The sequence below is a fragment of the Oscillibacter valericigenes genome (assembly GCF_021531915.1).
Classification (GTDB): Bacteria; Bacillota; Clostridia; order Oscillospirales; family Oscillospiraceae; genus Oscillibacter; species Oscillibacter valericigenes_A.
This window is the reverse complement of the sequence record NZ_JAFBIV010000011.1, coordinates 1-21,946: the sequence shown is the minus strand read 5'-3', so window position 1 is coordinate 21,946 and position 21,946 is coordinate 1. Positions and strand designations below refer to the sequence as shown.

The window sequence follows — 21,946 nt, the reverse complement described above, 5'->3', positions numbered from 1 at the left end:
AGATCACATCATTGGGCGGACGGTACATCATTTTTTCAGCGCTCCAGTCAGGTCCAGTATCGCTTCCAGCACACCGCCGCCAACTGCCAGGGCCTTGTCGCTGGCGCAGTAGCAGTGTTCGATTTTGCACCGGGGGTCGATGTCACCGGACTTCATGCCCTTGAACACCGGCGTACCGTCGGCCAGGATGCCCCGCAGGACACCATCCAGGGTGCATACCATAGGCTCTCCGTTGACGGTGGCCGCCACATCGCCCATCTTCACTTGGGCGCCGATTTCCAGAAGCTGGTGGAACACGCCGTCGGCAGGGGCCCTCAGCACCCGCTCCCCGGCAAAGCCGCCGATGAGACCGGGGATGCCGGTATTGGGGATGGCAGTCCCCTCATGGATGACGCGGCCCAGATAGTGGCCCCGCATGGTCTCCACCACCGCATGGCAGTCCACCCCCGCCGTAAAGCCAGGGCCTACCCCGATGACCACCGGGGCGTCGGTGATCCTGGTGCCCAAGTTTCTCTTGGCCAGAATGGCATCCACCACTGCATCGGGCTTCAGCGCCAAAACACAGGCTCCCTCCGGGTCCGGCAGCACAGGGATGCAGCCGCTTTCCAGAATACGCAGGGCCTCCGCAGGGCTCTCCGCCCGCTTGGCCGTCACGCCCTCCACCTCAGTCTCTCCGTGGACCACAGCCTGGGAAAAGCAGACGGTACGGCGGATGGCCGTGGGCCGTTCGATTTCCGTCATCACGATCTGCATGTGGGCCCGCCACAGCCGCAGGGCAATGCCGGTGGCAATATCTCCGGCGCCTCGAATCACGACTAGCATTTGAAATACGCTCCTTTTTGCAGGCTCCCAGCCAGGATGGGACCATCCATCAGGGTCGCCAGCTGTTTTACGGTTTTCATGTTCTCTGGGGTGTCTACCTGATTGACAAACAGGCGGTGGTGCAGGCTCTCGGCTTTCAGCACGGCAGCCTCCGTTTCCGGTGTGATAGGTGCTCTTTCATCCACCTCTGCCAGCCGGGCATACAGCTCCGGCCGGTGGGCGGCGTCCCGGATGGGCCGTCCAAACCCGGAGGCCCCCACTACACAGATGGTCTGGTTTGCCTCCGGCGGGATCACCGGCTCATGGGGCGCGTGGGCCTTCATGGGCCTGTGGGCGGAGCCGTCCGCCTCCACCAGCACATAATCGAACCACTCCGCCAGCCGGGCCATGGGCACCGGGGGCGCCGTCAGCTTTCCGCCGGTGCCGGGCACCTCCTGTCCGGCGCACAGCAGACGGCATCTTTTCCGCAGACGCGCCAGCTCCTCTTCCGTCCCGGCACACGGCAGATCCGGAAAGGGGAATATTTTCGTGGTGGTGCACAGCAGCACGGTATGGTCCCGGGACAGCTCGCCGCCCAAGGTTCGCAGCAGAGTGGTCTTTCCGCCGCCGCCGATGACCGCTGTCACACCCGTTCGGATCTCCAACAGGTCTGCCAGCATGGTGCGCCCCCTTTCGTTCTATTTTTTATAGAATAACACTGACGTACTTCCGCGTCAAGGCCCGGCTCAACCGGATCAAGAAAAGCGCCCGGAGATCCGGGCGCTTTCTGTAAGGCTTATCCAATACTCCAGTCTATATCGCCGGTTGGGTCCTCCGGCTCTGTGGGAACCTCAGGTTCCGCGGGTGTGGTGGGTGTTGTGGGAGGTGGCTCCACAGGGTGCGTGGGAGTCTCGGGTTCCTCACCGCCGGGGCCGGGCGGAATATAGTTGGGATCATCCGGGTCCACGATGGGCAGGTCCGGGTCAACAAAGCCGCCCACATGGACGGGACAGCCCACGATATCCGGATAGACCTCCGATCCATCCTCGGCGATGATAGGCTGCAGACCGATGGCCTGCTCCATCTTTTGGACGGTGTAGGCGCTGTCTTCCGCCGCAATGGAAGGTCCGTAGTTCTCACGGACATAGTCCAGCACGCCCACCTGGGTCACAGTACCCTCGGGGCAGGTGGCGGTGGCCAGGCACTTGCCCTCCGTGCAGTAATCCCGGAACACATGCATGGTGCAGGTCTCGGTGGGACCTGTGCCCTTGGCCACCGTCATGGTGATGGCCCGGTCGCCCCGCAGGTCCGCGTGGCAGGCGTCGGTACAGAGCAGACCGCTGTCCGCGCAGACAGTGATGGTCTCCAACCCGCTGGAGGGCTTCTGGAAGTCCTTGTTCTCAAGGCCCTCGTGGACCTGCTGCATGACCTTCTTCCACAGTGTGATGGCCGGGTTGCCGCTGTAGCTGATCTTGGCGTTGTACTTATAGCCTGTCCACACCGCCGCTACATAGTAGGGGGTGTAGCCCACGAAGTAGCGGTCGTAGTTGTCACTGGTGGTACCGGTCTTGCCGGCGATGGTCATGCCGCTGAACTTGGCGGAGGTGCCGGTACCGGCATTCACTGCGTTCTTCAGCATCTCATTCATCAGGTAGGCCGTGGTCTCCTTCATGGCCGCGTGGCTCTCGCCCTCGTTCTCCAGAATGACGTTGCCGTTGGCGTCCTCCACCCGCAGGTAGGTCCTGGGGGAATTGTAGACGCCCATGTTGGCGAAGGAGGCATAGGCCGCCGCCATCTCCCGGGTGTTCAGGCCGTAGGTCAGGCCGCCCATGCCCAGGGGGCTGAGGCCCATATCATCAGGCACCAAGCTCAGGTTCAGGTTCTCCGTGGCAAAGGCGTAAGCATCCGCAACACCCACAGCCTGCAGCGTCTGCACGGCGATGGTGTTGATGGAGTGCTGGACGCCGGTCCGTACAGTGGTCCAGCCGCGGTACTTGTTGGGGGAGTTCTTGGGCCAGGGGTTCTCGTTCAAAAGCTGAACGGGATAATCATCAAAGGTGGTGGCGGGCGTTACCTTGCCGGAGTCAATGGCCGGGGCATAGGTCGTCAGAGGCTTGATGGAGGAGCCGGGCTGCCGCTTGTCCATGGCATAGCTGGTCAGCAGGTTGCCCTCCTTCTCCCCCAGATCGCCCACCGTGGCCACCACGTTGCCGGTGTAGGGGGCGATGATGGTGATACCGGAGCGGATAGGCTGGCCGTCCCGGCTGGTCAGGTCCAGATTGCTGCGGTCCTCATAGACCGACTCGGCGATCTCCTGGATCCGCAGGTCCATGGTGGTATAGATGCGGTAGCCGCTGTTGTTGATGAGGATACGAGCTTCCTTCTCGGAGATCTCCATCTTGGAGGCCAGGTCCTTGGAGACATCCCAGATCACCTGGTCCACGAACCAGTTGTTGATCTTGATGCCGCCGGAGGCAGCCGCCGCGATATCGTCCGCGGAGGTGGAGCCGTCGGTGAACTGCAGGACCTCTGCCTTGGCAGCCTCGGCCTCCTCCTTTGTGAGATAGGGGCCCCAGGTCTTGGGATCGCTGCCGATGTCGGCCAGGGTGGCAGGGCCTACCACGCCCTCGTCATCCGCGTCGCACATCTTGTTCAGGATGTTTGCCTGCCGCTGCTTGTTCAACTCCCGGGGCGTCACGGTAGTGCCATCCTCCCGGGTGTAGGTAATGTTATACATGGGACCGTACAGCGACGGGTTGTTGGTAATGGCGATGAGGCTGGCGCACTCCGCAACGGTCAGCTCCGACACATCCTTACCAAAATAGAACTGCGCCGCCGTCTGGACGCCGTAGCAGCCCTGACCCAGATAGATGGTGTTCAGGTACAACTCCAGGATCTGGGCCTTGGTGTAGTTTTTCTCAAACTCCAGCGCCCGGAAGATCTCCCGCACCTTGCGGTTGACGGTGCCGGCGTTGTCCTCCGTCATGTTCTTCAATACCTGCTGGGTGATGGTGGAACCGCCAAAGGTATTGCGCATACCGATGAACATATTCAGCACGGCGCCGCCGGTACGCTTCCAGTCCACGCCGTTGTGCTGGAAGAACCGCTGGTCCTCGATGGCCACCACGGCCTGCCACAGGGCATCCGGCATCTCTTCGATATCCACCCAGATGCGGTTCTCCGTACCGTGGATGGTCTGGTATTCCACCCAACCGTCATTTTCCGCCACCTGATCATCGTGATAATAGACGATAGAACTGAGGTTCATGGTGTAATCTTCCGCTTTGACCTGCACCACAGGCATGATATTGGTCTCTGCATATTTCATAAAAATACCGGCGATCATGCCGCAGGTCAGAACGCCGATCAGTATCAGCGTAAAGAGGCAGAAGAAAATCTTTCCGACCACGCTGCCCCGTCTTCGCTTCTCCCGCCCGGGCTGCCGCTGGGCGGGCTGTCTGTTATCTCGTTCCACAGGAGACACCTCCTTCTTTCTTTTGAATAGGGTTCAGAAAGCAGCGGGATATCCGCTTCTTTCCATCAGTACATAGTACACCAGAATACTTACTATTGTATCATCCCCTGTCAACACTGAAAATGTCGTATTTCCTTGAAAAAAAGTTCTCTGTTTGCATGATATTTTTCTTTTCGGGCAAGATATACACCTCCTGGGAGACGATCTTTTCGCCTTTTTGACTTCTTCTTCCCTTGCAATCGCCTTCGTCTTCGTGTAAAATACGATTAGCCAAAGAAAGGAGACCTCTCCCATGAGTGAAGATTTCGGCCCCACTTTCATCACTGTCACGGACGAGGACGGCAAGGAGATCGTCCTGGAATTTGTAGACGCCCTGGAGTACAACGGCCAGATGTACCAGGCCTTTTTCCCCGCGGAGACAGAGGGTGAGGAGGAAGACCCCGACGCTGGTCTGGTGATCCTGAAGACCATCCACGAAGACGGCGAGGACCTGCTGTCCACCCTGGACTCCGACGAGGAGCTGGAGGCAGTCTACGAGCAGTTTATGGAGCTTCTGTTCAGCGACGAAGAGGAATGATCCGTCTCTTATCAAAAAATGAAATGCCCTGCGGGGTTCGTGATAGATCTTTTTTTAACCCACATTTCGTTATACGGGATGCCGGATCAGTTCGTGGTTCGCAGGCCTCCCGACTGCCACCCTGCGGTTGGAAGTTGGAAGCGGTAAAGCGATCTGGAGGCGACCCACCTGTCCGTAAAGGTGCAGGTTATAACGAGGTCTACACGGCCATCGCGGGGCACGTTTTTGCCCATATCCTGAAAGCAGAGGGATCTTCCTCCTGCTTTCAGTTTCTTTTCAGCTGTTTTCTGTATCATGGATCGTATCCGCCGCACCGCGGCAGCTGAGGTACGGTTCCTCCGTGACGGCTGAAAAATCAGGAATTTCCAACAGGCTTTTCCGATTTACCCCTTGCACAATATGCCGATGTTCGGTATAATATCAAAGTGCGTAAAATGACAGCAGAGCCGTTCCGGCTGCCGCATACCGGGAATCCAACGCATATATAGCGACGGAAGCGTCAGCGTGATCCTGATGCTTTGTGGATTCCAGCATGAAATACTTGAGAGGACTGAAATTACAAATGAGCGCATCAAGAGAAAAGCAGATCCGTCAGGAACAGGCCAGCTCCGGCTGGGTGGACCCCAAGGTTGTCCGTGAACAGGAGCAGTGCAAAAAGGAAAAGCGCAGCAACATCCTGTACGGCACCATCGCCGCCCTGTTCCTCATCGCCGTCATCGCCGCCGGCATCTGGCGTTCCAACGTAATCCCCAAGAACGCCACCGCCGCCACCATCGACGGAGAGAAGTACACCGCAGCTGAAGTGAGCTTCTATTATCAGAATGTCTACCAGAATTTTGTCAGCAACTATTCCTATCTGCTGTCCTACATGGGCCTGAACACCAATGCCTCCCTGGACAGCCAGACCGTCAACGAGACTGCCGCCTCCTGGATCGGCGCCGAAGCCGGTCAGACTTGGAAAGATTACTTCCTGGGCCAGGCCCTGGACCAAATGGCTACTGTCCAGTCCGTCCTGAACACCGCCAAGGCAGAGGGTTACACCTACTCCGCCGGCGTCCAGGCCCAGTATGATGACTCCATGGCCGCCCTGAAGAAGTCTGCCGAGGCCAACAGCGTTTCCGTCTCCCAGCTTCTGAAGAACAACATGGGTGCCCAGATGACCGAGAAGGTCTACGCTACTCAGCTGATGCGGATGCTGCAGTACGACGATTACGCCAGCAGCCACTACGACAGCCTGACTTACGACGACAGCAAGATCAACGATACCTACAAGGCTGATACCAATAAGTACGACCTGGTGTCCTACGAGATCGTTGGCATCCCCGGCACCGCTGAGAGTACCACCGATGCCGATGGCAACGAGGTGGAGCCCACCGAGGAGGAATCCGCCGCCGCACTGGAGCAGGCCAAGAAGTCCGCCGACCAGATGCTGGCTGACTACCGCGCCGGCCAGAAGCTGGAAACTCTGTCCAAGGCCGACGAGTCCTATGTCTACACCAAGAAGGACAACGGTGCCTACTCCGGCGATGTGGTCACTGAGTGGCTGTTCGACAACGCCCGCAAGGCAGGCGATTCCGCCGTTCTGGATTACAATTCCACTTACTATGTGGCCGTGTTCCTGGATCGTTTCCGGGACGAGACCCCCGAGATTGACGTCCGCCACATTCTGATCCAGCCTGCGGTTGGCACGCTCAGTGAGGGCGACGAGGGCTACGAGGCCGAGCAGGCCCAGCTGAAGGCTGACGCCAAGGCCAAGGCCGAGGATATCCTGGCCCAGTGGCAGGCCGGCGAGGCCACTGAGGCTTCCTTCTCCGCCCTGGCCATGCAGGAATCCGCCGACGGCTCCAAGTACACCGGCGGCCTGATCGACAGCATCACCCCGGATTCCAGCCTGGTGGAGTCCTTCAAGAACTGGTGCCTGGACGCCAGCCGCAAGCCCGGCGACACCGGCGTGGTGGAGAGCGAATACGGCGCCCACGTCATGTACTTCGTGGGCGAGCAGCTCCCCGTCTGGAAGTCCAACGTGGTCGCCGACCTGCGGGACGCTGATTACAGCGAGTGGCTGGAGGGCATCTCCGCTGACAGCACTATTGAGCGCCATGACTTCGGCATGAAGTTCGTGGGCTGATCCCCCCAATTATCATACCAAGGGAGGCGGCTTTCAGGCCGCCTCCTTTTCTCCCAGGAGGACTCTATGGACCAGCGATTTCTGCGCAACGAAATGTTGTGGGGCCAGGAGGGCCAGGAGCGACTAGCTGCTTCCCACGTGATCCTGTTCGGACTGGGGGGCGTAGGCAGCTACACAGCGGAATGCCTGGCCCGCTCCGGCATCGGTGAACTGACCCTGGTAGACAGTGATACCGTATCCGTCACCAATATCAACCGCCAGCTGGAGGCCACCACCTCCACGGTGGGAATGGCAAAGGCCGACGCCGTGGCAGCCCGTATCCGGGACATCAACCCCGATGCCGTGCTGCATCCCATTCAGGAGCTGTACGACGCCGACCACCGGGACCGGTTTTTCCCCAATGGCTGCCATTACGACTATATTGTGGACGCTATTGACCTGGTGAGCTGCAAGCTGGACCTGCTGGACACCGCCCAGCGGCTGAACATTCCCCTGATCATGGCCCTGGGCACCGGCAACAAGCTGGACCCCACCCAACTGCGGCTGGCGGACATCTCTGAGACCTACGGATGCCCTCTGGCGCGGGTTATGCGGAAGGAACTTCGAAACCGGGGTATCCACCATCAGAAGGTGGTATTCAGCCCCGAGGAGCCCGCACCCACTATCCAGCTGGAAACTCCTCCCCCGGGCCGCCGTAGTGTCCCGGCCAGCAATCCCTGGGTCCCCGCCACGGCGGGACTGCTGCTGGGCAGCGCCGTGGTCCGCGATATCCTTGAGAAAGAGAGAACACCTTTATGCTGACAGGTACCATCGTCAACGCCCTGGCCGTTCTGGCAGGCTCCGCGGCAGGATTGCTGCTGAAGTGGCTGGCCGGCCGCTTCTCCAGCCGCCTCCCCGCCGGAAGCGCCTCCCTGGGCCAGCGGCTCCAAACCATCATCATGCAGGGCGTAGCCCTGTGCGTGCTGTATATCGGCATCAGCGGCAGCTTCAAGGGCAGCAACACCCTGATCGCCATTCTATCCATGGTCATCGGCGCCATTATCGGCGAGCTGCTGGACCTGGACAAGCGGATGCGCCACCTGGGCGACTGGGTCCAGAAAAAGACGGAGCATCTTGTAAAAAACGGCAGCGCCGGTCCCTCCATCTCTGATGGCTTTGTTACGGCAAGCCTGCTGTTCTGTGTAGGCGCCATGGCCATCGTAGGTGCTTTGCAGGACGGCCTTACCGGCGACCACGCCACCCTTTTCGCCAAGTCCCTGCTGGACGGTATCAGTTCCATCGTCTTTGCCGCCTCTCTGGGCGTCGGCGTAGCCTTTTCCGCTGTGGCAGTGTTTCTGTACCAGGGCGTCATCGCCCTGGCAGCCTCCTTCCTCTCCCCCTTCTTGGGGGATGCGGTCATTGCGGAGATGACCTGCGTGGGTTCGCTGCTGATCGTGGCCCTGGGCCTGAACATGCTGGACCTGACCAAGATCAAGGTCATGAACCTGGTCCCGGCTATCTTCCTGCCCATTTTGCTGTGCATGTTCATGTGAATAAAAAGAGCCGCGAAAGCGGCTCTTTTTCATTCGTATAAAAAAATCCCTGTCCAGAACGGACAGGGATTTTTCAGACAGATGAAGTAAATTACTTCAACTCGACCTTGGCGCCAGCCTCTTCCAGCTGCTTCTTCAGAGCCTCGGCGTCGTCCTTGGAGATGCCTTCCTTCAGAGTGGAAGGAGCACCCTCGACGGTAGCCTTGGCCTCGGCCAGACCCTGGCCGGTGATCTCACGGACAGCCTTGATGACCTTGATCTTGGCAGCGGCGTCGAAGCCGGTCAGGACCACGTCAAACTCGGTCTTCTCCTCAGCAGCGGGAGCAGCAGCGCCAGCAGCGGGAGCGGCCATAGCGGCGGCGGAAACGCCAAACTCTTCCTCCAGAGCGTGGACCAGCTCGGACAGCTCCAGAACGGTCAGGCCCTTGATCTCTTCGATCATAGCGGTAATCTTCTCAGACATTGTATTTGCCTCCTAATTGTTAAATTTAAATAAGTGTGTTGCCGTCTGATTATTCGGCGGCGGGAGCCTCTTCGGCAGCCTCGGCAGAAGCGCCGTTCTTCTCGGCGATCTGCTTCAGGACAACAGCCAGACCGGTGATGGGGGCCAGCATGGTGCCCAGGACCTGAGCCTGCAGGATAGGCAGCGGGGGAATGGAAGCCAGAGAGTTGATGGTGTTCAGGTCGACAGCCTTGCCGTCCATGAAACCACCCTTGATCTCGAATTTGCCGTTGAGCTTCTTGGCGTAGTCGGCCATGACACGGGCGGGAGCCACGGGGTCAGAGCACAGAGCCAGAGAAGTGGTGCCGTTCAGCAGGTCGTCCAGCTCGCTGAGACCAGTGTTGTTGAGGGCAAAGCGCAGCAGGGTGTTCTTGACAACGGCGTAATCCACGTCGTTCTCGCGGCACTCCTTACGCAGAGCAGTGTCTTCCTCAACGGTGATGCCCTTGTAGTCGACGAGGACGCCGGCGGTGGCATTCTGGATCTTCTCAGTCAGCTGGGCAACGATTGCCTGCTTTTCAGATAAGACCTTTGCGTTAGGCATTCTAGGTTTCACCTCCAGGAAATTTGTAGGTGCGTTCAAAAAAGGAAACCGTCCTTGTGCGCAAAGACACACAAGGACGGATAGCAAATCAACTTTGCCGCCCTCGGCAGGACTTACGAGAGTCTCCCCTCACCTGCTGTCTTTGGAACGCATCTGGTATTATATAAAAGTATTGGAAAAATGTCAACACTTTTATATACATTTTTCGCCCGAATTCCCGCAAATCCGGGAAAGGGGCTGGTCATCAGACCAATTTAGCGGTGCTGAACTTCACGCCGGGGCCCATGGTGGAGGCGGCGACGCAGCTGCGGATATACTGGCCCTTGGTGGCGGCGGGCTTGGCCTTCAAGATGGCGCCGATCAGAGCGTTGTAGTTCTCGGTCAGCTTCTCGGGGCCGAAGGACACCTTGCCGATGGGGCAGTGGATGATGTTGGTCTTGTCCAGACGGTACTCGATCTTACCGGCCTTGACTTCCTTCACAGCCTTGGCAACATCGGGAGTCACGGTACCGGCCTTGGGAGAGGGCATCAGACCCTTGGGGCCCAGGACCTTACCGAGGCGGCCGACCACGCCCATCATGTCGGGGCTGGCGACGACCACGTCGAACTCAAACCAGTTTTCCTTCTGGATCTTCTCAACCAGATCCATATCGCCAACATAGTCGGCACCGGCCTCGCGGGCAGCGTCGGCCTTGTCGCCCTTGGCGAACACCAGCACGCGAACAGTCTTGCCGGTGCCGTGGGGCAGCACGATGGCGCCACGGACCTGCTGGTCAGCGTGACGGGAGTCAACGCCCAGCTTCACGTGCAGCTCGACGGTCTCGTCGAACTTGGCGCTGGCGGTCTTGCAAATGAGAGCCATGCCATCAGCAGCCTCGTACAGAGTGTTCTTGTCGATCTGCTTGGCGCTCTCCTGATATTTCTTGCCTCTAAACAATGTTATTTCCTCCTCATAGTGGTTCTTCGGACTCTAAGTTCCTCCCACTGTATGAAGCGGCATGGATGCCGCTCCGCTGTTGATAGTCAGGGATCAGTCGCCAACGACAACGCCCATGGAACGGGCGGTACCGGCGATCATGCTCATGGCGGACTCCAGGTTGGCAGCGTTCAGGTCCTTCATCTTGATCTCAGCGATCTTCTGGATGGAAGCCTTGGAAATGGTGGCAACCTTGGTCTTGTTGGGAACACCGGAGCCGGACTCGATGTTGCACTCCTTCTTGATCAGGACAGCCGCGGGGGGAGTCTTGGTGATGAAGGAGAAGGAACGGTCGGCGTACACGGTGATGACGACGGGGATGATCATGCCCACATCGTTCTTGGTGCGCTCATTGAATTCCTTGGTGAAGGCGGCAATGTTCACGCCGTGCTGGCCCAGAGCGGGACCAACGGGGGGAGCGGGAGTTGCCTTGCCTGCGGGGATCTGCAGTTTCACATAACCAGTAATTTTCTGTGCCACGGAGTAGCACCTCCTAAATCATAAATGTGGTGGCGGACGAAGGTCCGTCCTTGGCGGGACCGGAGGGTCCCTCCCACTTGTGCCGGAAGCGTCCGGCGCGTTTGCTTACTCAGTTCTGGACCTCGACCTGATCCAGCTCCAGGTCCACGGGCGTCTCGCGGCCGAACATGGAGACCATCACGCTGACCCGGTTCTTCTCGGGCTCGATCTCCTCGACCACGCCGGTGAAGCTGGCCAGTGGGCCGTCCACGATCTTCACATGGTCGCCCACATTGTACTTGACCACGATCTCGTGCTTTTCCATGCCCATGGCAAGCACCTCTTCCTCCGTCAGGGGGATGGGCTTGTTGGCGCTGCCGACAAAGCCGGTGACGCCGCGGACATTCCGCACCAGATGCCAGGTGTCGTCGGTCATGACCATCTTGATCAGCACATAGCCGGGGAACACCTTCCGCTCCACTTCCTTGGTGGCGCCGGAATCGGTGACCTCAGTGACCGTTTCCATGGGGATCTCCATCCGCAGGATCATATCCTCCATGCCGCGGCCGGTGACGAACTTCTCAATGCTGGTCTTGACGGCATTTTCATAGCCGGAATAGGTATGGATCACATACCACTTCGCGCTGTCTGACATATCCGCTACTCCTTAAGCACCGAACACGTTCAGGATCATCTGGACGGCGGAGGTCGCCACGAAATCGAAGATCCAGATGCAGGCACCGATGGCCAAGGAGCACAGCAGCACCGTGCCGGTATTCTTCAGCACCGTCTGCTTGTTGGGCCACACGACCTTTTTCAGTTCGCTTTTCATCTCACGGAACCAGAGACCGCGGTCTCTCTTCTTCTTGACTTCTTCTGCCATACTTTACACGCCTTTCTTAATCGTTTTGACCATTACTTGGTCTCGGTGTGGAGCGTGTGCTTCTTGCAGAAGGGGCAATACTTATTCAGCTCAAGCTTGTCCGGGGTATTCTTCTTGTTCTTCATCGTATTGTAGTTTCTCTGCTTGCACTCGTTGCATCTCAGGGTCACTTTTACGCGCATCTAACGGCACCTCCTTATTATTGGTATCCTCTCGGCTGCGCCGGGGATACCGACTGCCTCCCTGCCTTCTGTAAGGTTCCTTCCGCCGTGGCCTGAAAAGCGAAAAAAGCGCACAACAAGAAAGCCCTTTTTCACAGGTAAGAGAGATTGTACCATAAGTCAAACGGAAGGTCAACCGCTTTTTCAGAAAAATTTTTACATTTTTTGCGTCCCGCTCACGCCCTTGCACCCCTGTTCAAAATATGATATTCTGCGGGGGAACAAACGAAAAAGAGAGGGCATTTTTATGCGCATCATGGCTATCGACTACGGCGACGCACACACCGGCATCGCCATCTCCGACCCCACCGGCTTTCTGGCGGGCTTCACCACCGTTATCGACGCCTACCGCCCCGAGGTGGTGGCGGACCGCATCGCCGCCCTTGCAAAGGAGCACGGCGTGGAGGAGCTGGTGCTGGGCCACCCCATCAACATGGACGGCACCCGTGGTCCCCGGTCGGAAAAGGCCCGGGCCATGAAGACTCTGCTGGAGGAGACCACCTCCCTGCCCGTGGTCCTCTGGGATGAGCGCCGCACCACCATCGATGCCCACCAAATCTTATTCAGCAGCGGCAAAAACGCCAAAAAGCGGAAAAAGGTTGTGGACGCCGTGGCGGCCTCCCTGATCCTGGAGGGATACCTCACCTATAAAAAGAACCACTGAAAGGCATATCATGGAAACACCACAAGAGACAAAGGCTCACCGGAAGGGCCGGGTCCCCGGCCTGTTCTGGCAATTTTTCAAATTCGGTTGCTATACCTTCGGCGGCGGCTGGCCCATTGTGGCCCAGATACAGAAGGAATATGTGCAGAAACGGGAGTGGCTTACGGAGGAGGAGCTGCTGGACATCACCAGCGTGGGCCGCAGCCTGCCGGGCCTGATGATCGGCAACGTGTCCTACCTGTTCGGCTATCATGCGGCGGGCTTCCCCGGCGCCCTTGCCTGTGTGGCGGGTATGTGCATCCCGCCCCTGCTGATCCTGACGGTCGTCACCTGGTGCTATGCCCAGGTAAAGGACAACGTTTACGTCAGCCGGGCCATGGTGGGCGTCCGGGCGGCGGTGGCCCCCATCATCGCCTCCGCAGCCCTGGGTCTGCGGAAGGCCGCCCTGACGGACCGCTTCGGCTATGTCGTTTTGCTGCTGGGCTTTGTGCTGTATCTGTTCTTCGGTATGAACTGCATCACCATCGTCCTGCTGGGCGGCCTGCTGGGCTTCCTGTGGAGCACCTGGCGGGAGCGGCGGAAAGGAGGGTCCTTTGATGGTACTCCTTGAACTGTTCTGGTCCTTCTGCAAGATTGGCTTTACCAGCTTCGGCGGGCTCAGCATGGTACCTCTCATCAATCACGAGATGCTCTCCCACGGTTGGATGAGCCTCTCCGAGGTCAGCGACATCGTGGCCATCGCGGAGATGACCCCCGGCCCCCTGGGGCTGAACTGCGCCACCTTTGCCGGCACCCGGGTGGCCGGCTTCCTGGGCGCGCTCTCCGCCAGCCTGGGGGTCCTCTCCCCCACCTTCCTGCTCTGCGCCGCGGCCGCCGTGGCCTTTGAGAAGTTCCGGGACTCCTCCTTCATGCAGAAGGCCATGTCCGGTATCCGGCCCATCTGCCTGGGTCTGATCCTAGCGGTTGTGTGTTCCCTGTCCATGACCAACTACGCCGCCCCTGCCGGCGGTGTCAGCCTGCCCGCCCTGGTCATCGGCACCGCTGCCCTGGCAGCGCTGCTGAAATGGAAGGTCAGCATCCCCATCGTCATCGCAGCCTCCGCCCTGCTGGGCCTGGTGCTGATCCGCTGAACCATATCAAAAGGACCGTTCTCCACATCGGAGAACGGTCCTTGTTTCAGTTTTCATCCCGAACGATCTCCGCAGCCGGTTCATCCAGCTGCCAGGGGTCATCCATCAGATTGTGGAGATACCGCAGAGCAGACGCAAAGTAAAAGCCGTCCACGATGCGCTCGTCGGTGACGAAGTTGCAGTCGATGTACTTCCGCAGCACCGGGCTGCCGTCCCGCTTCATCTCCCACACCCGGCGCTTCTTGCCGAAGGAGCAGAACACCGGCACATTGCCGAAATCGTACAGGTGGTGGTAGATAGGCGGGATGCCCAGGGACGCCATAGAGGTGATGTACAGGGACCCGTGGAAGGGGGACAGCTTGGTCAGGAACCGGGGCAGCAGGCCGAAATAGTCCATCGCCTGCAGCAGGAACACGAAGAACTTCAGCAGCAGGCCGGGGATCAGATTGAAGCCCCCCGCCAGCTTGTCGAAGCCGGTATCCGCCGGAGCGTCCTTTACCTCCCGCACCTTTTCGTTGAAGCGCTCATAGACCGCCTCCGGGGTATCGGCGGGATCAAAGGTCACTTTGATGACCGTGTCGGGAGAATCCGTGGACATCTCCTTTTTAATGGTCATATTGACCTCGATCTCCCGGTCCCGGGTGAAGATCTTCTGGCCCGCGATAAATCGGTTCAGCCCCGGATACCGGGCGCAGGTGCGGACGTAGGCCGCCAGCAGCACGTGGAGGATGCCGAAATACTTCATGCCGGCCTTCCGCTTTTCCACGATATATCGCTCCACCGCCGAGATCTCCATATGGTCCTCGATGAAATTCTGGGAGGTGTTGCGGGTCTTCATCAGGTAGGGAGACACGGCGAAGATGGGAGACAAGCCCCGCAGGCGGCGACCATCGTTCCGGTCACCGAAGCGCTTCAGGTATTCCCCTTCCTCCACCGGCTTCTTTTTCATAGCCAGGGACAGGCACAGCAGCGCCGCCATGCAGCACAGCACACTGAGCTCCGGCAGCCAGTCATGGAGAGGCCAGCCCACCTTCTGGGTGTCCTCCACAAAAATATGGTACAGCATGGGCAGGCCGAACAGGGGCCACAGCAGCTTCTGGGTCCCCACATACCCGGTCACCGTGGCGGTAAACAGGAAGGCCACCAGGGCATAGAGGCACAGGCACAGGATGGTGTGGATCATGGACGGAAAGCCCAGTGCCTTTACAGCAAAGAACACACAGCCCAGCCATACCGGAACAGCGGTGCGGTACAGGCGGTCCCGGCCATCCCGGAACAGAATGATCTCAAAGCTCACGTTGGCCAGCAGGGGCAGCACGATCTGGAACCAGAACAGTCCCCTGGTCACCCCGGTCTCTCCCCCGGCCCAAATCAGGCGCAGCACGGCGGAGGCCGCCATGAACAACGCTGCCAGGACCGTCAGGACGCCGATCTTTGGCACCCAATATACCGTTTTCTTTTTCATAACTCCCTCTCCTAAAACAACCGGATAAAAAACGGCGCGCCCGGTCAGGGATGCGCCGTTTTTTCACTGTTATGTATAATTACTTTACAGTTCCGTCCGCGTTGAACAGGGGCAGCGGAGCCAGGAACTTGATGTCGTCCCGCTTCTGGGCGTCGCCCTCCGCCAGGACCGCCACCTTGCCGGTCACAATGCCGCCGGCCTGCTTCACCAGGGCCTCCATAGCCAGCAGAGAGCCGCCGGTGGAGATCACGTCGTCCATGATGAGGATGCGCTTGCCGCGGATCAGGTCCGCGTCGTCCCGGCCCAGATACAGCTTCTGGACTCCCGCGGTGGTGATGGACTGGTCCTCCACATGGATGGGGTCGGGCATATAGGCCTTGGGACCCTTCCGGGCGATGAAGTACTTCTTGGCACCGGACTGGCGGGCCATCTCGTGGATCAGGGGAATGCTCTTGGCCTCCGCCGTAAAGAGATAGTCATAGCTGTCTGCCGGGACCAGCTTTAAAAGCTCCCGGGCACAGGCCACCGTCAGCTCTGCGTCGCCGAAGCAAATGAACGCGCCGATGTACAGGTCATCGGTGACCTTGCAGATGGGAAGTTCCCGTTCCAGACCGGCAATGTTCATCGAATAGGTATGCATATAAAACGCCTCCCTTAAATATAAGCCCATCAGGGGCTAATGATTCCAAAAACATTATACCGATTCTGACGATAAAGTCAATCATCCGTGCCCCGCTTCCCCTTTTTTGGCGCCCCGCAAAAAAGGTCAACCTTTTCCGTCGAACTGCACAAAAAGGTCGCCCTTTTTTCTGAGAGTGGAAAGTGGACATTTCTCCGTTTTCTGTTGTTTCCCATATGGACAAATGCTACAATCAAATCAGGAGGAACCACCACCGGACCCAGACTGTCTGACAACTTCATAACAAGGAGGATGGATGATGAACGCGTACCTTGCCAGTGTGATCGAAAGCGTCAAAGCGCGCAGCGCCCACGAGCCTGAATTCGTTCAGACCGTTGAAGAGGTATTTTCTTCCCTGGAACCCGTCATTGCACAGCATCCCGAGTATGAACAAGCAGACCTTCTCAATCGCATGGTGGAGCCGGAACGGACCTTTGTTTTCCGCGTCTGCTGGATGGCGGACGACGGCTCCTGGCACACCAACACCGGCTACCGCTGCCAGTTCAACGGCGCCATCGGCCCCTATAAGGGCGGCCTGCGTTTCCACCGGAGCGTAGACCTTGGCAGCATGAAATTCCTGGCCTTCGAGCAGACCTTCAAAAACGCCCTCACCGGTCTGCCCATCGGCGGCGGCAAGGGCGGCAGCGACTTCGACCCCACCGGCAGATCCGACGCCGAGATCATGCGCTTCTGCCAGAGCTTCATGCGGTCCCTCTACCGCTACATCGGTCCCGATGTGGACGTGCCCGCCGGGGATGTGGGCGTCGGTATCCGGGAAATCAGCTACCTCTTCGGCGAATACCGCCACCTGAAGGGCGTTTGGGAGAACGGCGTGCTCACCGGCAAGGACTTTGCCTCTGGCGGTTCCCGTATCCGGCCCGAGGCCACGGGCTACGGCGCCGTCTACTATCTGCAGAACGTCCTGCGCCACGATGGGGAGGACATCGCAGGCAAACGCATTGCCTGCGCAGGCTTCGGCAACGTCACCTGGGGCATCTGCAAAAAGGCCGCCCAGCTGGGCGCCAAGGTCGTGACCCTCTCCGGTCCCGACGGCTATATCTATGACCCTGACGGCGTGGCGACGGAAGAAAAGATCGCATACCTGCTGAAAATGCGCTCCAGCGGCCGTGACCGGGTCCAGGACTACGCGGATAAGTTCGGCGTGGAGTTCTTCCCCGGTCAGAAGCCCTGGGCGGTGCCGGTGGACATCTGCATGCCCTCCGCCATGCAGAACGACGTTCACATGGAGCAGGCCAAGCAGATCGCGGCCAGCGGCGCCAGATACTACATTGAAGTTGCCAATATGCCCACCACCAACGACGCCTTGAAATTCCTTATGGCCCAGCCCCACATCACCGTGGCCCCCAGCAAGGCCGTCAACGCCGGCGGCGTGGCCACCTCCGCCCTGGAGATGGCCCAGAACAGTGAGCGGCTGGTCTGGACCGCCGAGGAGGTGGACACCCAGCTGCACCGCATTATGAACACCATCTACCAGCAGAGCGTGGAGGCGGCAGAACGGTACGGTCTGGGCTACGACCTGGTGGCCGGAGCCAATATCGCAGGCTTCCAGCGGGTAGCCGACGCCATGATGGCCCAGGGCATCTTCTGATCCCTTCACTTTTTATAAATTCAACCACCTATATGAATCCAGCCACCGGGCGGGAAATATCCCGCCCGGTGGCTTTCTGTCCGTTTCGTCCTGTACCGGACTTGCACTGCATATCTGCGGCGGTATGTGCTCACAGCAGCTCCTCTACAGAGCAGATGCGCACGGTTTCGGGGATCGGCCCGCCCCGGCTGGCCGCGCAGGCGGCATAGCCCGAAAAAATATCCAGTTCCCGGCAGCACTCTCCCGACTCCAGAGGCGGCTCCTGCCGCAGCATGGCGCCGATGCCCCAGCCGCTACACTTGGTCCGGGCCTCCCGCCGGACCCAGGTCCTAAAAAATGCTTCTTCCGTATCGGCTCCCATCTGTTCCATGAGCCGGGGAGCTACAGGGCGAATCCGTTCGATGTCCACTCCGATGGGACAATCCGAAACTCCAGCCAGCACGGCGCCCTCCGTATGGCTCAAGTTGAACTGCACCTGCGGATGGTCCGGGAAAAAGGGCTTGCCCCGGTCCGTCAGAGCCACAGGGGGCAGCTCCGTCCAGCCGAATGATTCCCGCAGGGCCAGCCGCAGTAGCAGCCAGGCACACAGCGGCTCCCGCCGTTTCTCCGCCGGGAGACGCAGCAGCCGCTCCCGCCGCTCCGGCGGCAGCAAGGGCAGTAAGCGCTGCATCTCCCCCGGTCCCATGGTCCGGTTGAAGTGTGCAGCCCACAAGTTGACGGCCATTCTGCTCCCCCCTCTCGTAAAATTTTATTGTATGAGATGTTCCTGATCCTGTAAATGAATCATCCTGACAAAATTTTTTCAAAATTTTTGTGAAAAAAAAGAGGATTTTCAAAATCTGCGGGGTATAACTAAATATCGTTCACCCGAAGGACCCGTCCAAGGCCCTTTTTTCTTGTATGGGAAACGGGAATCTTGGCTAAACTGACCGAAAGGAGGCCCGCGTCCATGGCATTCCCCCAACAATTTCTGGACGAGCTGATGGCTCGCAGTGACATCGTGGACGTGGTGGGCAGTTATGTGCAGCTGACCCGCAAGGGCGCCAACCTCTTCGGCCTGTGCCCCTTTCACAGTGAAAAGACCGGCTCCTTCTCCGTGTCCCCGGACAAGCAGATCTATTATTGCTTCGGCTGCAAAAAGGGCGGCGGCGTGGTCAACTTCATTATGGAAGAGGAAAACCTCACCTACCCCGACGCCATCCGCTTCCTGGCCAAGCGGGCCGGCATGGAGGTCCCCGAGGAAGAGGGTGACCGGGAGGCCAGCCGCCGCAGGCAGCGTCTGCTGGACCTGAACCGGGACGCCGCCCGCTTTTACTACCAGCTGCTCCAGCAGCCGGAGGGCCGGGCGGTGCAGGCCTATCTGGACAAGCGCCAGATCAAAAAGTCCACCGCCGTGAAATTCGGCATGGGTGCCTCCCTGGATTCCTGGGATACGCTGCTGAACGCCATGACCAAAAAGGGCTACACCAAGGCAGAGCTGCTGGCGGCGGGCCTGATCGTCCAGAACAAGAACGGCGGCTTCTACGACAAGTTCCGCAACCGCCTCATGCTGCCGGTGATCGACACCCGGGGCGACGTGGTGGCCTTCGGCAGCCGGGTGCTGGACAAATCCGAGCCCAAGTATATGAACTCCTCGGAGACGCCGGTATACTCCAAGCGGCGGGTGCTGTACGGTCTGAATCTGGCCAAGAAGACCAAGCGGCCCAACATCATCCTCTGCGAGGGCAACCTGGATATTGTCACCCTCCACCAGGCGGGATTCGACAACGCCGTGGCCTCCATGGGCACCGCCCTGACGGTGGAACAGACCCGGCTATTGAGCCGTTTTACGAAAGAGCTGGTGCTGTGCTACGACAACGACAACGCCGGCAAGATCGCCACGGAGCGGGCTTTGCAGATTCTGAACAATTCCGAGTTCTCCGTAAAGGTTCTGCAGCTGCCCCGGCGGCTGGTGGACGGAGAATACGTAAAGCAGGACGCCGATGACTTCATCAAATTCCAGGGGGCTGACGCCTTTGAGCGGCTGCTGACCGGCAGTGAGAACGGCATCGAGTTCCGCATGGCCCAGGTGGCCGGGAAATACGACCTCGCCAGTGACGAAGCCCGGGTGACCTATTGTGAGGAGATCAGCGGACTGCTGTCCTCCCTGCCAAATGCGGTGGAGAGGGAGATCTATTCCGCCCGCGCCGCCGAGTTGGCCAGGATCACGCCGGAGGCCATGAAGCTGGAGGTCCAGCGGGCCTTCAAGCGGCGGATGGCCCGGGAGAAACGGGCTGAGCTGCGGAAGGATCTGAACCCGGCGGCGCAATTGCAGCCCAAGGAGCGGTCCCTGCGCTATGATAACCTTCGTTCCGCCCGTGCGGAGGAGGGCATCCTGCGGCTTCTGATGATGGATGACAGCCTGTTTCCGGAGGAATCGCCTCTAAAGGAAGAGGAGTTCTCCTCTCCCCTGCTGGGCCGGGCTTTTGCCCTGCTGTGGGCAGCCCATCAGGAAGGGCGCCCCATGTCGCCCGGGCTTCTGTCCGGTGCCTTGGGCACCGAGGAGGCCAGTCACATCGCCGCGATCTGTCAACAGCCCGAATCGTCCCAGAACGCACAGCGGGCTCTGGCGGATTACATACACATTGTGAAAACCGAAGCAAAAAAACGTGCCGGCAAAGATATCGACCCCCTGCTGGCTGCCACAGAAAAATACAAAGACAAGAAGGGTACTGGAGGAAAGCAGTATGGCTAAGAAAAAAGATTTGACTCCTGAGGAGCTGGAGCAGCAGGCAGACGCTCTGCTGGCCGCCGCAGAGGCGAAGGAAAAGGAGGCATCTGCCAAGCCCTCCAAAAAGTCTGGCAAGAAGGCCGCCGCAGCGGAACCGGAGGCCCCCCACATTATGACCGATGAGGAGGCCAAGAAGGCCGGCATCGTCCGTCTGGATGACAAGCAGGTCGCCGCCCTGCCTGCCGCCAGCTGGCTCATCAACCAGGAAAAGCTGCGGGAGCTTCTGGCCAAGGGAAAGAAGAAAGGCAAACTGGAGTCCTCTGAGCTGATGGAAGTCGTGGACGACCTGAACCTGGAAGGCGAGCAGATGGACCAGCTGTATGACTCCCTGGAGGCCCTGAACATCGACATCAGCACCGGCGAGGACCTACTGCTGCCGGACCTGGGCGACGCTGAGCCCGCCGCCGAGGAGATCGCCGACGTAGAGGAAGAGGAGCTGGTAGATCCCAACTCCCTGGTGAACAACTTCTCCATCGACGATCCCGTCCGCATGTATCTGAAGGAGATCGGCAAGGTCCCCCTGCTGTCTCCTGATGAGGAGATCGTCCTGGCCCAGGCCCTGACCGCCGGCAACATCGCCACTGAAAAGCTGGCGGATCTGGAGAACCGCCGTGAGGCCGGAGAGTCTACCGACGACGTGACCGCCGAGCAGGAGGCCGCCTGGCGAAAGGACCTGAAATCCGGTGAGAAGGCCAAGCAGAAGCTGGCCGAGGCCAACCTCCGTCTGGTGGTCTCCATCGCCAAGCGCTACGTTGGCCGCGGCATGCTGTTCCTGGACCTGATTCAGGAGGGCAACCTGGGCCTGATCAAGGCCGTGGAAAAGTTCGACTACACCAAGGGCTTCAAGTTCTCCACCTACGCCACCTGGTGGATCCGGCAGGCCATCACCCGTGCCATCGCCGACCAGGCCCGTACCATCCGCATCCCCGTCCACATGGTGGAGACCATCAACAAGGTCATCCGGGTCAGCCGCCAGCTGCTGCAGGAACTGGGCCACGATCCCTCCCCCAACGAGATCGCCGCCGAAATGAACATGCCCGTGGAGAAGGTCCGGGAAATTTTGAAGATCGCCCAGGAGCCCGTCTCCCTGGAGACCCCCATCGGCGAGGAGGAGGATTCCCATCTGGGCGACTTCATCCCCGACGAGGGCGCCAGTGAGCCCAGCGAGGCCGCCAGCTTCACCCTGCTGAAGGAGCAGCTGATGGACGTGCTGTCCACCCTGACGCCCCGTGAGGAAAAGGTGCTGAAGCTGCGCTTCGGCATCGAGGACGGCCGCACCCGCACCCTGGAGGAAGTGGGCAAGGAGTTCAACGTCACCCGTGAGCGCATCCGTCAGATCGAGGCCAAGGCCCTGAGAAAGCTGCGGCACCCCTCCAGAAGCAAAAAGCTGAAAGATTTTCTAAACTAGGCCCATAGCCGGAAAATTTGAAACTCGACTTTTCAAGTCAAGTGTAAAGCAGTCAAAACCTCCGGCTAAGCCGGAGGCTTGAGTAAGCCCTATAAGGGCTTAATACCGGCACGCGTCTCAAGA

General features: G+C 59.3%; 23 protein-coding genes, 1 other RNA gene and 1 other annotated feature. Of the genes, 11 read left to right on the top strand and 13 right to left on the bottom strand.

Features of this window, described 5'->3' with window-relative positions:
• Positions 1-27 precede the first annotated feature (27 nt).
• From yqeB to JQM66_RS08515, 3 genes are all read right to left on the bottom strand, one after another.
• Positions 28-822, bottom strand: a complete 795-nt coding sequence (gene yqeB, locus JQM66_RS08525) for a selenium-dependent molybdenum cofactor biosynthesis protein YqeB (protein ID WP_235229450.1) — start codon at positions 820-822, stop codon at positions 28-30.
• Positions 816-1,481, bottom strand: coding sequence for a selenium cofactor biosynthesis protein YqeC (gene yqeC, locus JQM66_RS08520; protein ID WP_235229449.1), 666 nt, complete (start codon positions 1,479-1,481; stop codon positions 816-818). Before yqeC ends, yqeB begins: the two co-directional genes overlap by 7 nt.
• Before the next feature lie 116 nt (positions 1,482-1,597).
• Positions 1,598-4,276 carry a transglycosylase domain-containing protein gene (locus tag JQM66_RS08515; RefSeq protein WP_235229448.1) on the bottom strand — a complete coding sequence of 893 codons (2,679 nt, stop codon included), beginning with the start codon at positions 4,274-4,276 and terminating at the stop codon, positions 1,598-1,600.
• A 292-nt stretch (positions 4,277-4,568) separates the two neighbouring features.
• Here JQM66_RS08515 and JQM66_RS08510 point away from each other — a divergent pair, with 292 nt between their 5' ends.
• From JQM66_RS08510 to JQM66_RS08490, 5 genes are all read left to right on the top strand, one after another.
• Positions 4,569-4,853: a DUF1292 domain-containing protein gene (locus tag JQM66_RS08510; protein ID WP_235229447.1), complete on the top strand. Its 285-nt coding sequence runs from the start codon at positions 4,569-4,571 to the stop codon at positions 4,851-4,853.
• A gap of 22 nt (positions 4,854-4,875) precedes the next feature.
• A non-coding RNA gene (gene ssrS, locus JQM66_RS08505) (6S RNA) lies at positions 4,876-5,076 on the top strand.
• Between the two features lie 339 nt (positions 5,077-5,415).
• Positions 5,416-6,981 carry a peptidylprolyl isomerase gene (locus tag JQM66_RS08500; protein ID WP_235229446.1) on the top strand — a complete coding sequence of 522 codons (1,566 nt, stop codon included), beginning with the start codon at positions 5,416-5,418 and terminating at the stop codon, positions 6,979-6,981.
• A gap of 66 nt (positions 6,982-7,047) precedes the next feature.
• Positions 7,048-7,782, top strand: a complete 735-nt coding sequence (locus JQM66_RS08495) for a tRNA threonylcarbamoyladenosine dehydratase (protein WP_235229445.1) — start codon at positions 7,048-7,050, stop codon at positions 7,780-7,782.
• Positions 7,779-8,513 (top strand): DUF554 domain-containing protein, encoded by a 735-nt coding sequence (locus tag JQM66_RS08490; protein ID WP_235229500.1) that lies wholly within the window; start codon positions 7,779-7,781, stop codon positions 8,511-8,513. The genes JQM66_RS08495 and JQM66_RS08490 overlap by 4 nt, the downstream gene beginning before the upstream one ends.
• Positions 8,514-8,604: 91 nt before the next feature.
• Here the strand turns inward: JQM66_RS08490 and rplL are convergent, their stop codons facing one another.
• From rplL to rpmG, 7 genes are all read right to left on the bottom strand, one after another.
• The gene (gene rplL / locus JQM66_RS08485) at positions 8,605-8,976 is read right to left on the bottom strand and encodes a 50S ribosomal protein L7/L12 (protein WP_235229444.1); all 372 of its coding nucleotides are present in this window, start codon (positions 8,974-8,976) and stop codon (positions 8,605-8,607) included.
• A 49-nt stretch (positions 8,977-9,025) separates the two neighbouring features.
• Complete coding sequence (gene rplJ / locus JQM66_RS08480; protein ID WP_235229443.1) at positions 9,026-9,559, bottom strand: 50S ribosomal protein L10; 534 nt, start codon at positions 9,557-9,559, stop codon at positions 9,026-9,028.
• A 33-nt stretch (positions 9,560-9,592) separates the two neighbouring features.
• Positions 9,593-9,723: a sequence feature (ribosomal protein L10 leader region), on the bottom strand.
• Positions 9,724-9,803: 80 nt separating this feature from the next.
• On the bottom strand, positions 9,804-10,496 hold the full coding sequence (gene rplA, locus JQM66_RS08475; RefSeq protein ID WP_235229442.1) for a 50S ribosomal protein L1: 693 nt from the start codon (positions 10,494-10,496) through the stop codon (positions 9,804-9,806).
• Between the two features lie 93 nt (positions 10,497-10,589).
• On the bottom strand, positions 10,590-11,015 hold the full coding sequence (rplK, locus tag JQM66_RS08470; protein ID WP_235229441.1) for a 50S ribosomal protein L11: 426 nt from the start codon (positions 11,013-11,015) through the stop codon (positions 10,590-10,592).
• 109 nt (positions 11,016-11,124) lie between these two features.
• The gene (gene nusG, locus JQM66_RS08465) at positions 11,125-11,649 is read right to left on the bottom strand and encodes a transcription termination/antitermination protein NusG (RefSeq protein WP_235229440.1); all 525 of its coding nucleotides are present in this window, start codon (positions 11,647-11,649) and stop codon (positions 11,125-11,127) included.
• Positions 11,650-11,661: 12 nt separating this feature from the next.
• Positions 11,662-11,877, bottom strand: a complete 216-nt coding sequence (gene secE / locus JQM66_RS08460; RefSeq protein ID WP_235229439.1) for a preprotein translocase subunit SecE — start codon at positions 11,875-11,877, stop codon at positions 11,662-11,664.
• Between the two features lie 32 nt (positions 11,878-11,909).
• On the bottom strand, positions 11,910-12,059 hold the full coding sequence (gene rpmG, locus JQM66_RS08455; protein ID WP_021747855.1) for a 50S ribosomal protein L33: 150 nt from the start codon (positions 12,057-12,059) through the stop codon (positions 11,910-11,912).
• A 286-nt stretch (positions 12,060-12,345) separates the two neighbouring features.
• Here rpmG and ruvX point away from each other — a divergent pair, with 286 nt between their 5' ends.
• The 3 genes from ruvX to JQM66_RS08440 are packed head-to-tail and all read left to right on the top strand — an operon-like array spanning position 12,346 to position 13,892.
• Entirely contained in the window at positions 12,346-12,762 is a 417-nt protein-coding gene (gene ruvX, locus JQM66_RS08450) for a Holliday junction resolvase RuvX (RefSeq protein WP_235229438.1), read from the top strand.
• Positions 12,763-12,772: 10 nt separating this feature from the next.
• Positions 12,773-13,372, top strand: coding sequence for a chromate transporter (locus JQM66_RS08445; protein ID WP_235229437.1), 600 nt, complete (start codon positions 12,773-12,775; stop codon positions 13,370-13,372).
• On the top strand, positions 13,359-13,892 hold the full coding sequence (locus JQM66_RS08440) for a chromate transporter (RefSeq protein ID WP_235229436.1): 534 nt from the start codon (positions 13,359-13,361) through the stop codon (positions 13,890-13,892). The genes JQM66_RS08445 and JQM66_RS08440 overlap by 14 nt, the downstream gene beginning before the upstream one ends.
• Positions 13,893-13,938: 46 nt before the next feature.
• Here JQM66_RS08440 and JQM66_RS08435 read toward each other — a convergent pair whose 3' ends face one another.
• Complete coding sequence (locus JQM66_RS08435; RefSeq protein WP_235229435.1) at positions 13,939-15,357, bottom strand: hypothetical protein; 1,419 nt, start codon at positions 15,355-15,357, stop codon at positions 13,939-13,941.
• Between the two features lie 79 nt (positions 15,358-15,436).
• Positions 15,437-15,997: a phosphoribosyltransferase family protein gene (locus tag JQM66_RS08430; protein WP_235229434.1), complete on the bottom strand. Its 561-nt coding sequence runs from the start codon at positions 15,995-15,997 to the stop codon at positions 15,437-15,439.
• Between the two features lie 298 nt (positions 15,998-16,295).
• Here JQM66_RS08430 and gdhA point away from each other — a divergent pair, with 298 nt between their 5' ends.
• Positions 16,296-17,645 (top strand): NADP-specific glutamate dehydrogenase, encoded by a 1,350-nt coding sequence (gdhA, locus tag JQM66_RS08425; RefSeq protein ID WP_235229433.1) that lies wholly within the window; start codon positions 16,296-16,298, stop codon positions 17,643-17,645.
• A gap of 130 nt (positions 17,646-17,775) precedes the next feature.
• On the opposite strand, the gene JQM66_RS08420 is transcribed toward gdhA, so the two are convergent.
• Positions 17,776-18,369, bottom strand: coding sequence for a 4'-phosphopantetheinyl transferase family protein (locus JQM66_RS08420; RefSeq protein ID WP_235229432.1), 594 nt, complete (start codon positions 18,367-18,369; stop codon positions 17,776-17,778).
• Positions 18,370-18,594: 225 nt separating this feature from the next.
• On the opposite strand from JQM66_RS08420, the gene dnaG reads away from it, so the two are divergent.
• Together dnaG and rpoD are read left to right on the top strand one after the other, a co-directional pair.
• Positions 18,595-20,379 (top strand): DNA primase, encoded by a 1,785-nt coding sequence (gene dnaG, locus JQM66_RS08415; RefSeq protein WP_235229431.1) that lies wholly within the window; start codon positions 18,595-18,597, stop codon positions 20,377-20,379.
• Positions 20,380-20,590: 211 nt separating this feature from the next.
• Positions 20,591-21,823: an RNA polymerase sigma factor RpoD gene (rpoD, locus tag JQM66_RS08410; protein ID WP_407946013.1), complete on the top strand. Its 1,233-nt coding sequence runs from the start codon at positions 20,591-20,593 to the stop codon at positions 21,821-21,823.
• The last annotated feature ends 123 nt before the right edge of the window (positions 21,824-21,946 follow it).

Coding starts and splice junctions, on each gene's coding strand:
- yqeB (WP_235229450.1), bottom strand. CDS start 822: ATGCTAGTCGTGATTCGAGGCGCCGGAGATATTGCCACCGGCATTGCC.
- yqeC (WP_235229449.1), bottom strand. CDS start 1,481: ATGCTGGCAGACCTGTTGGAGATCCGAACGGGTGTGACAGCGGTCATC.
- JQM66_RS08510 (WP_235229447.1), top strand. CDS start 4,569: ATGAGTGAAGATTTCGGCCCCACTTTCATCACTGTCACGGACGAGGAC.
- JQM66_RS08500 (WP_235229446.1), top strand. CDS start 5,416: ATGAGCGCATCAAGAGAAAAGCAGATCCGTCAGGAACAGGCCAGCTCC.
- JQM66_RS08495 (WP_235229445.1), top strand. CDS start 7,048: ATGGACCAGCGATTTCTGCGCAACGAAATGTTGTGGGGCCAGGAGGGC.
- rplL (WP_235229444.1), bottom strand. CDS start 8,976: ATGTCTGAGAAGATTACCGCTATGATCGAAGAGATCAAGGGCCTGACC.
- rplJ (WP_235229443.1), bottom strand. CDS start 9,559: ATGCCTAACGCAAAGGTCTTATCTGAAAAGCAGGCAATCGTTGCCCAG.
- nusG (WP_235229440.1), bottom strand. CDS start 11,649: ATGTCAGACAGCGCGAAGTGGTATGTGATCCATACCTATTCCGGCTAT.
- secE (WP_235229439.1), bottom strand. CDS start 11,877: ATGGCAGAAGAAGTCAAGAAGAAGAGAGACCGCGGTCTCTGGTTCCGT.
- rpmG (WP_021747855.1), bottom strand. CDS start 12,059: ATGCGCGTAAAAGTGACCCTGAGATGCAACGAGTGCAAGCAGAGAAAC.
- ruvX (WP_235229438.1), top strand. CDS start 12,346: ATGCGCATCATGGCTATCGACTACGGCGACGCACACACCGGCATCGCC.
- JQM66_RS08445 (WP_235229437.1), top strand. CDS start 12,773: ATGGAAACACCACAAGAGACAAAGGCTCACCGGAAGGGCCGGGTCCCC.
- JQM66_RS08440 (WP_235229436.1), top strand. CDS start 13,359: ATGGTACTCCTTGAACTGTTCTGGTCCTTCTGCAAGATTGGCTTTACC.
- JQM66_RS08435 (WP_235229435.1), bottom strand. CDS start 15,357: ATGAAAAAGAAAACGGTATATTGGGTGCCAAAGATCGGCGTCCTGACG.
- JQM66_RS08430 (WP_235229434.1), bottom strand. CDS start 15,997: ATGCATACCTATTCGATGAACATTGCCGGTCTGGAACGGGAACTTCCC.
- gdhA (WP_235229433.1), top strand. CDS start 16,296: ATGAACGCGTACCTTGCCAGTGTGATCGAAAGCGTCAAAGCGCGCAGC.
- JQM66_RS08420 (WP_235229432.1), bottom strand. CDS start 18,369: ATGGCCGTCAACTTGTGGGCTGCACACTTCAACCGGACCATGGGACCG.
- dnaG (WP_235229431.1), top strand. CDS start 18,595: ATGGCATTCCCCCAACAATTTCTGGACGAGCTGATGGCTCGCAGTGAC.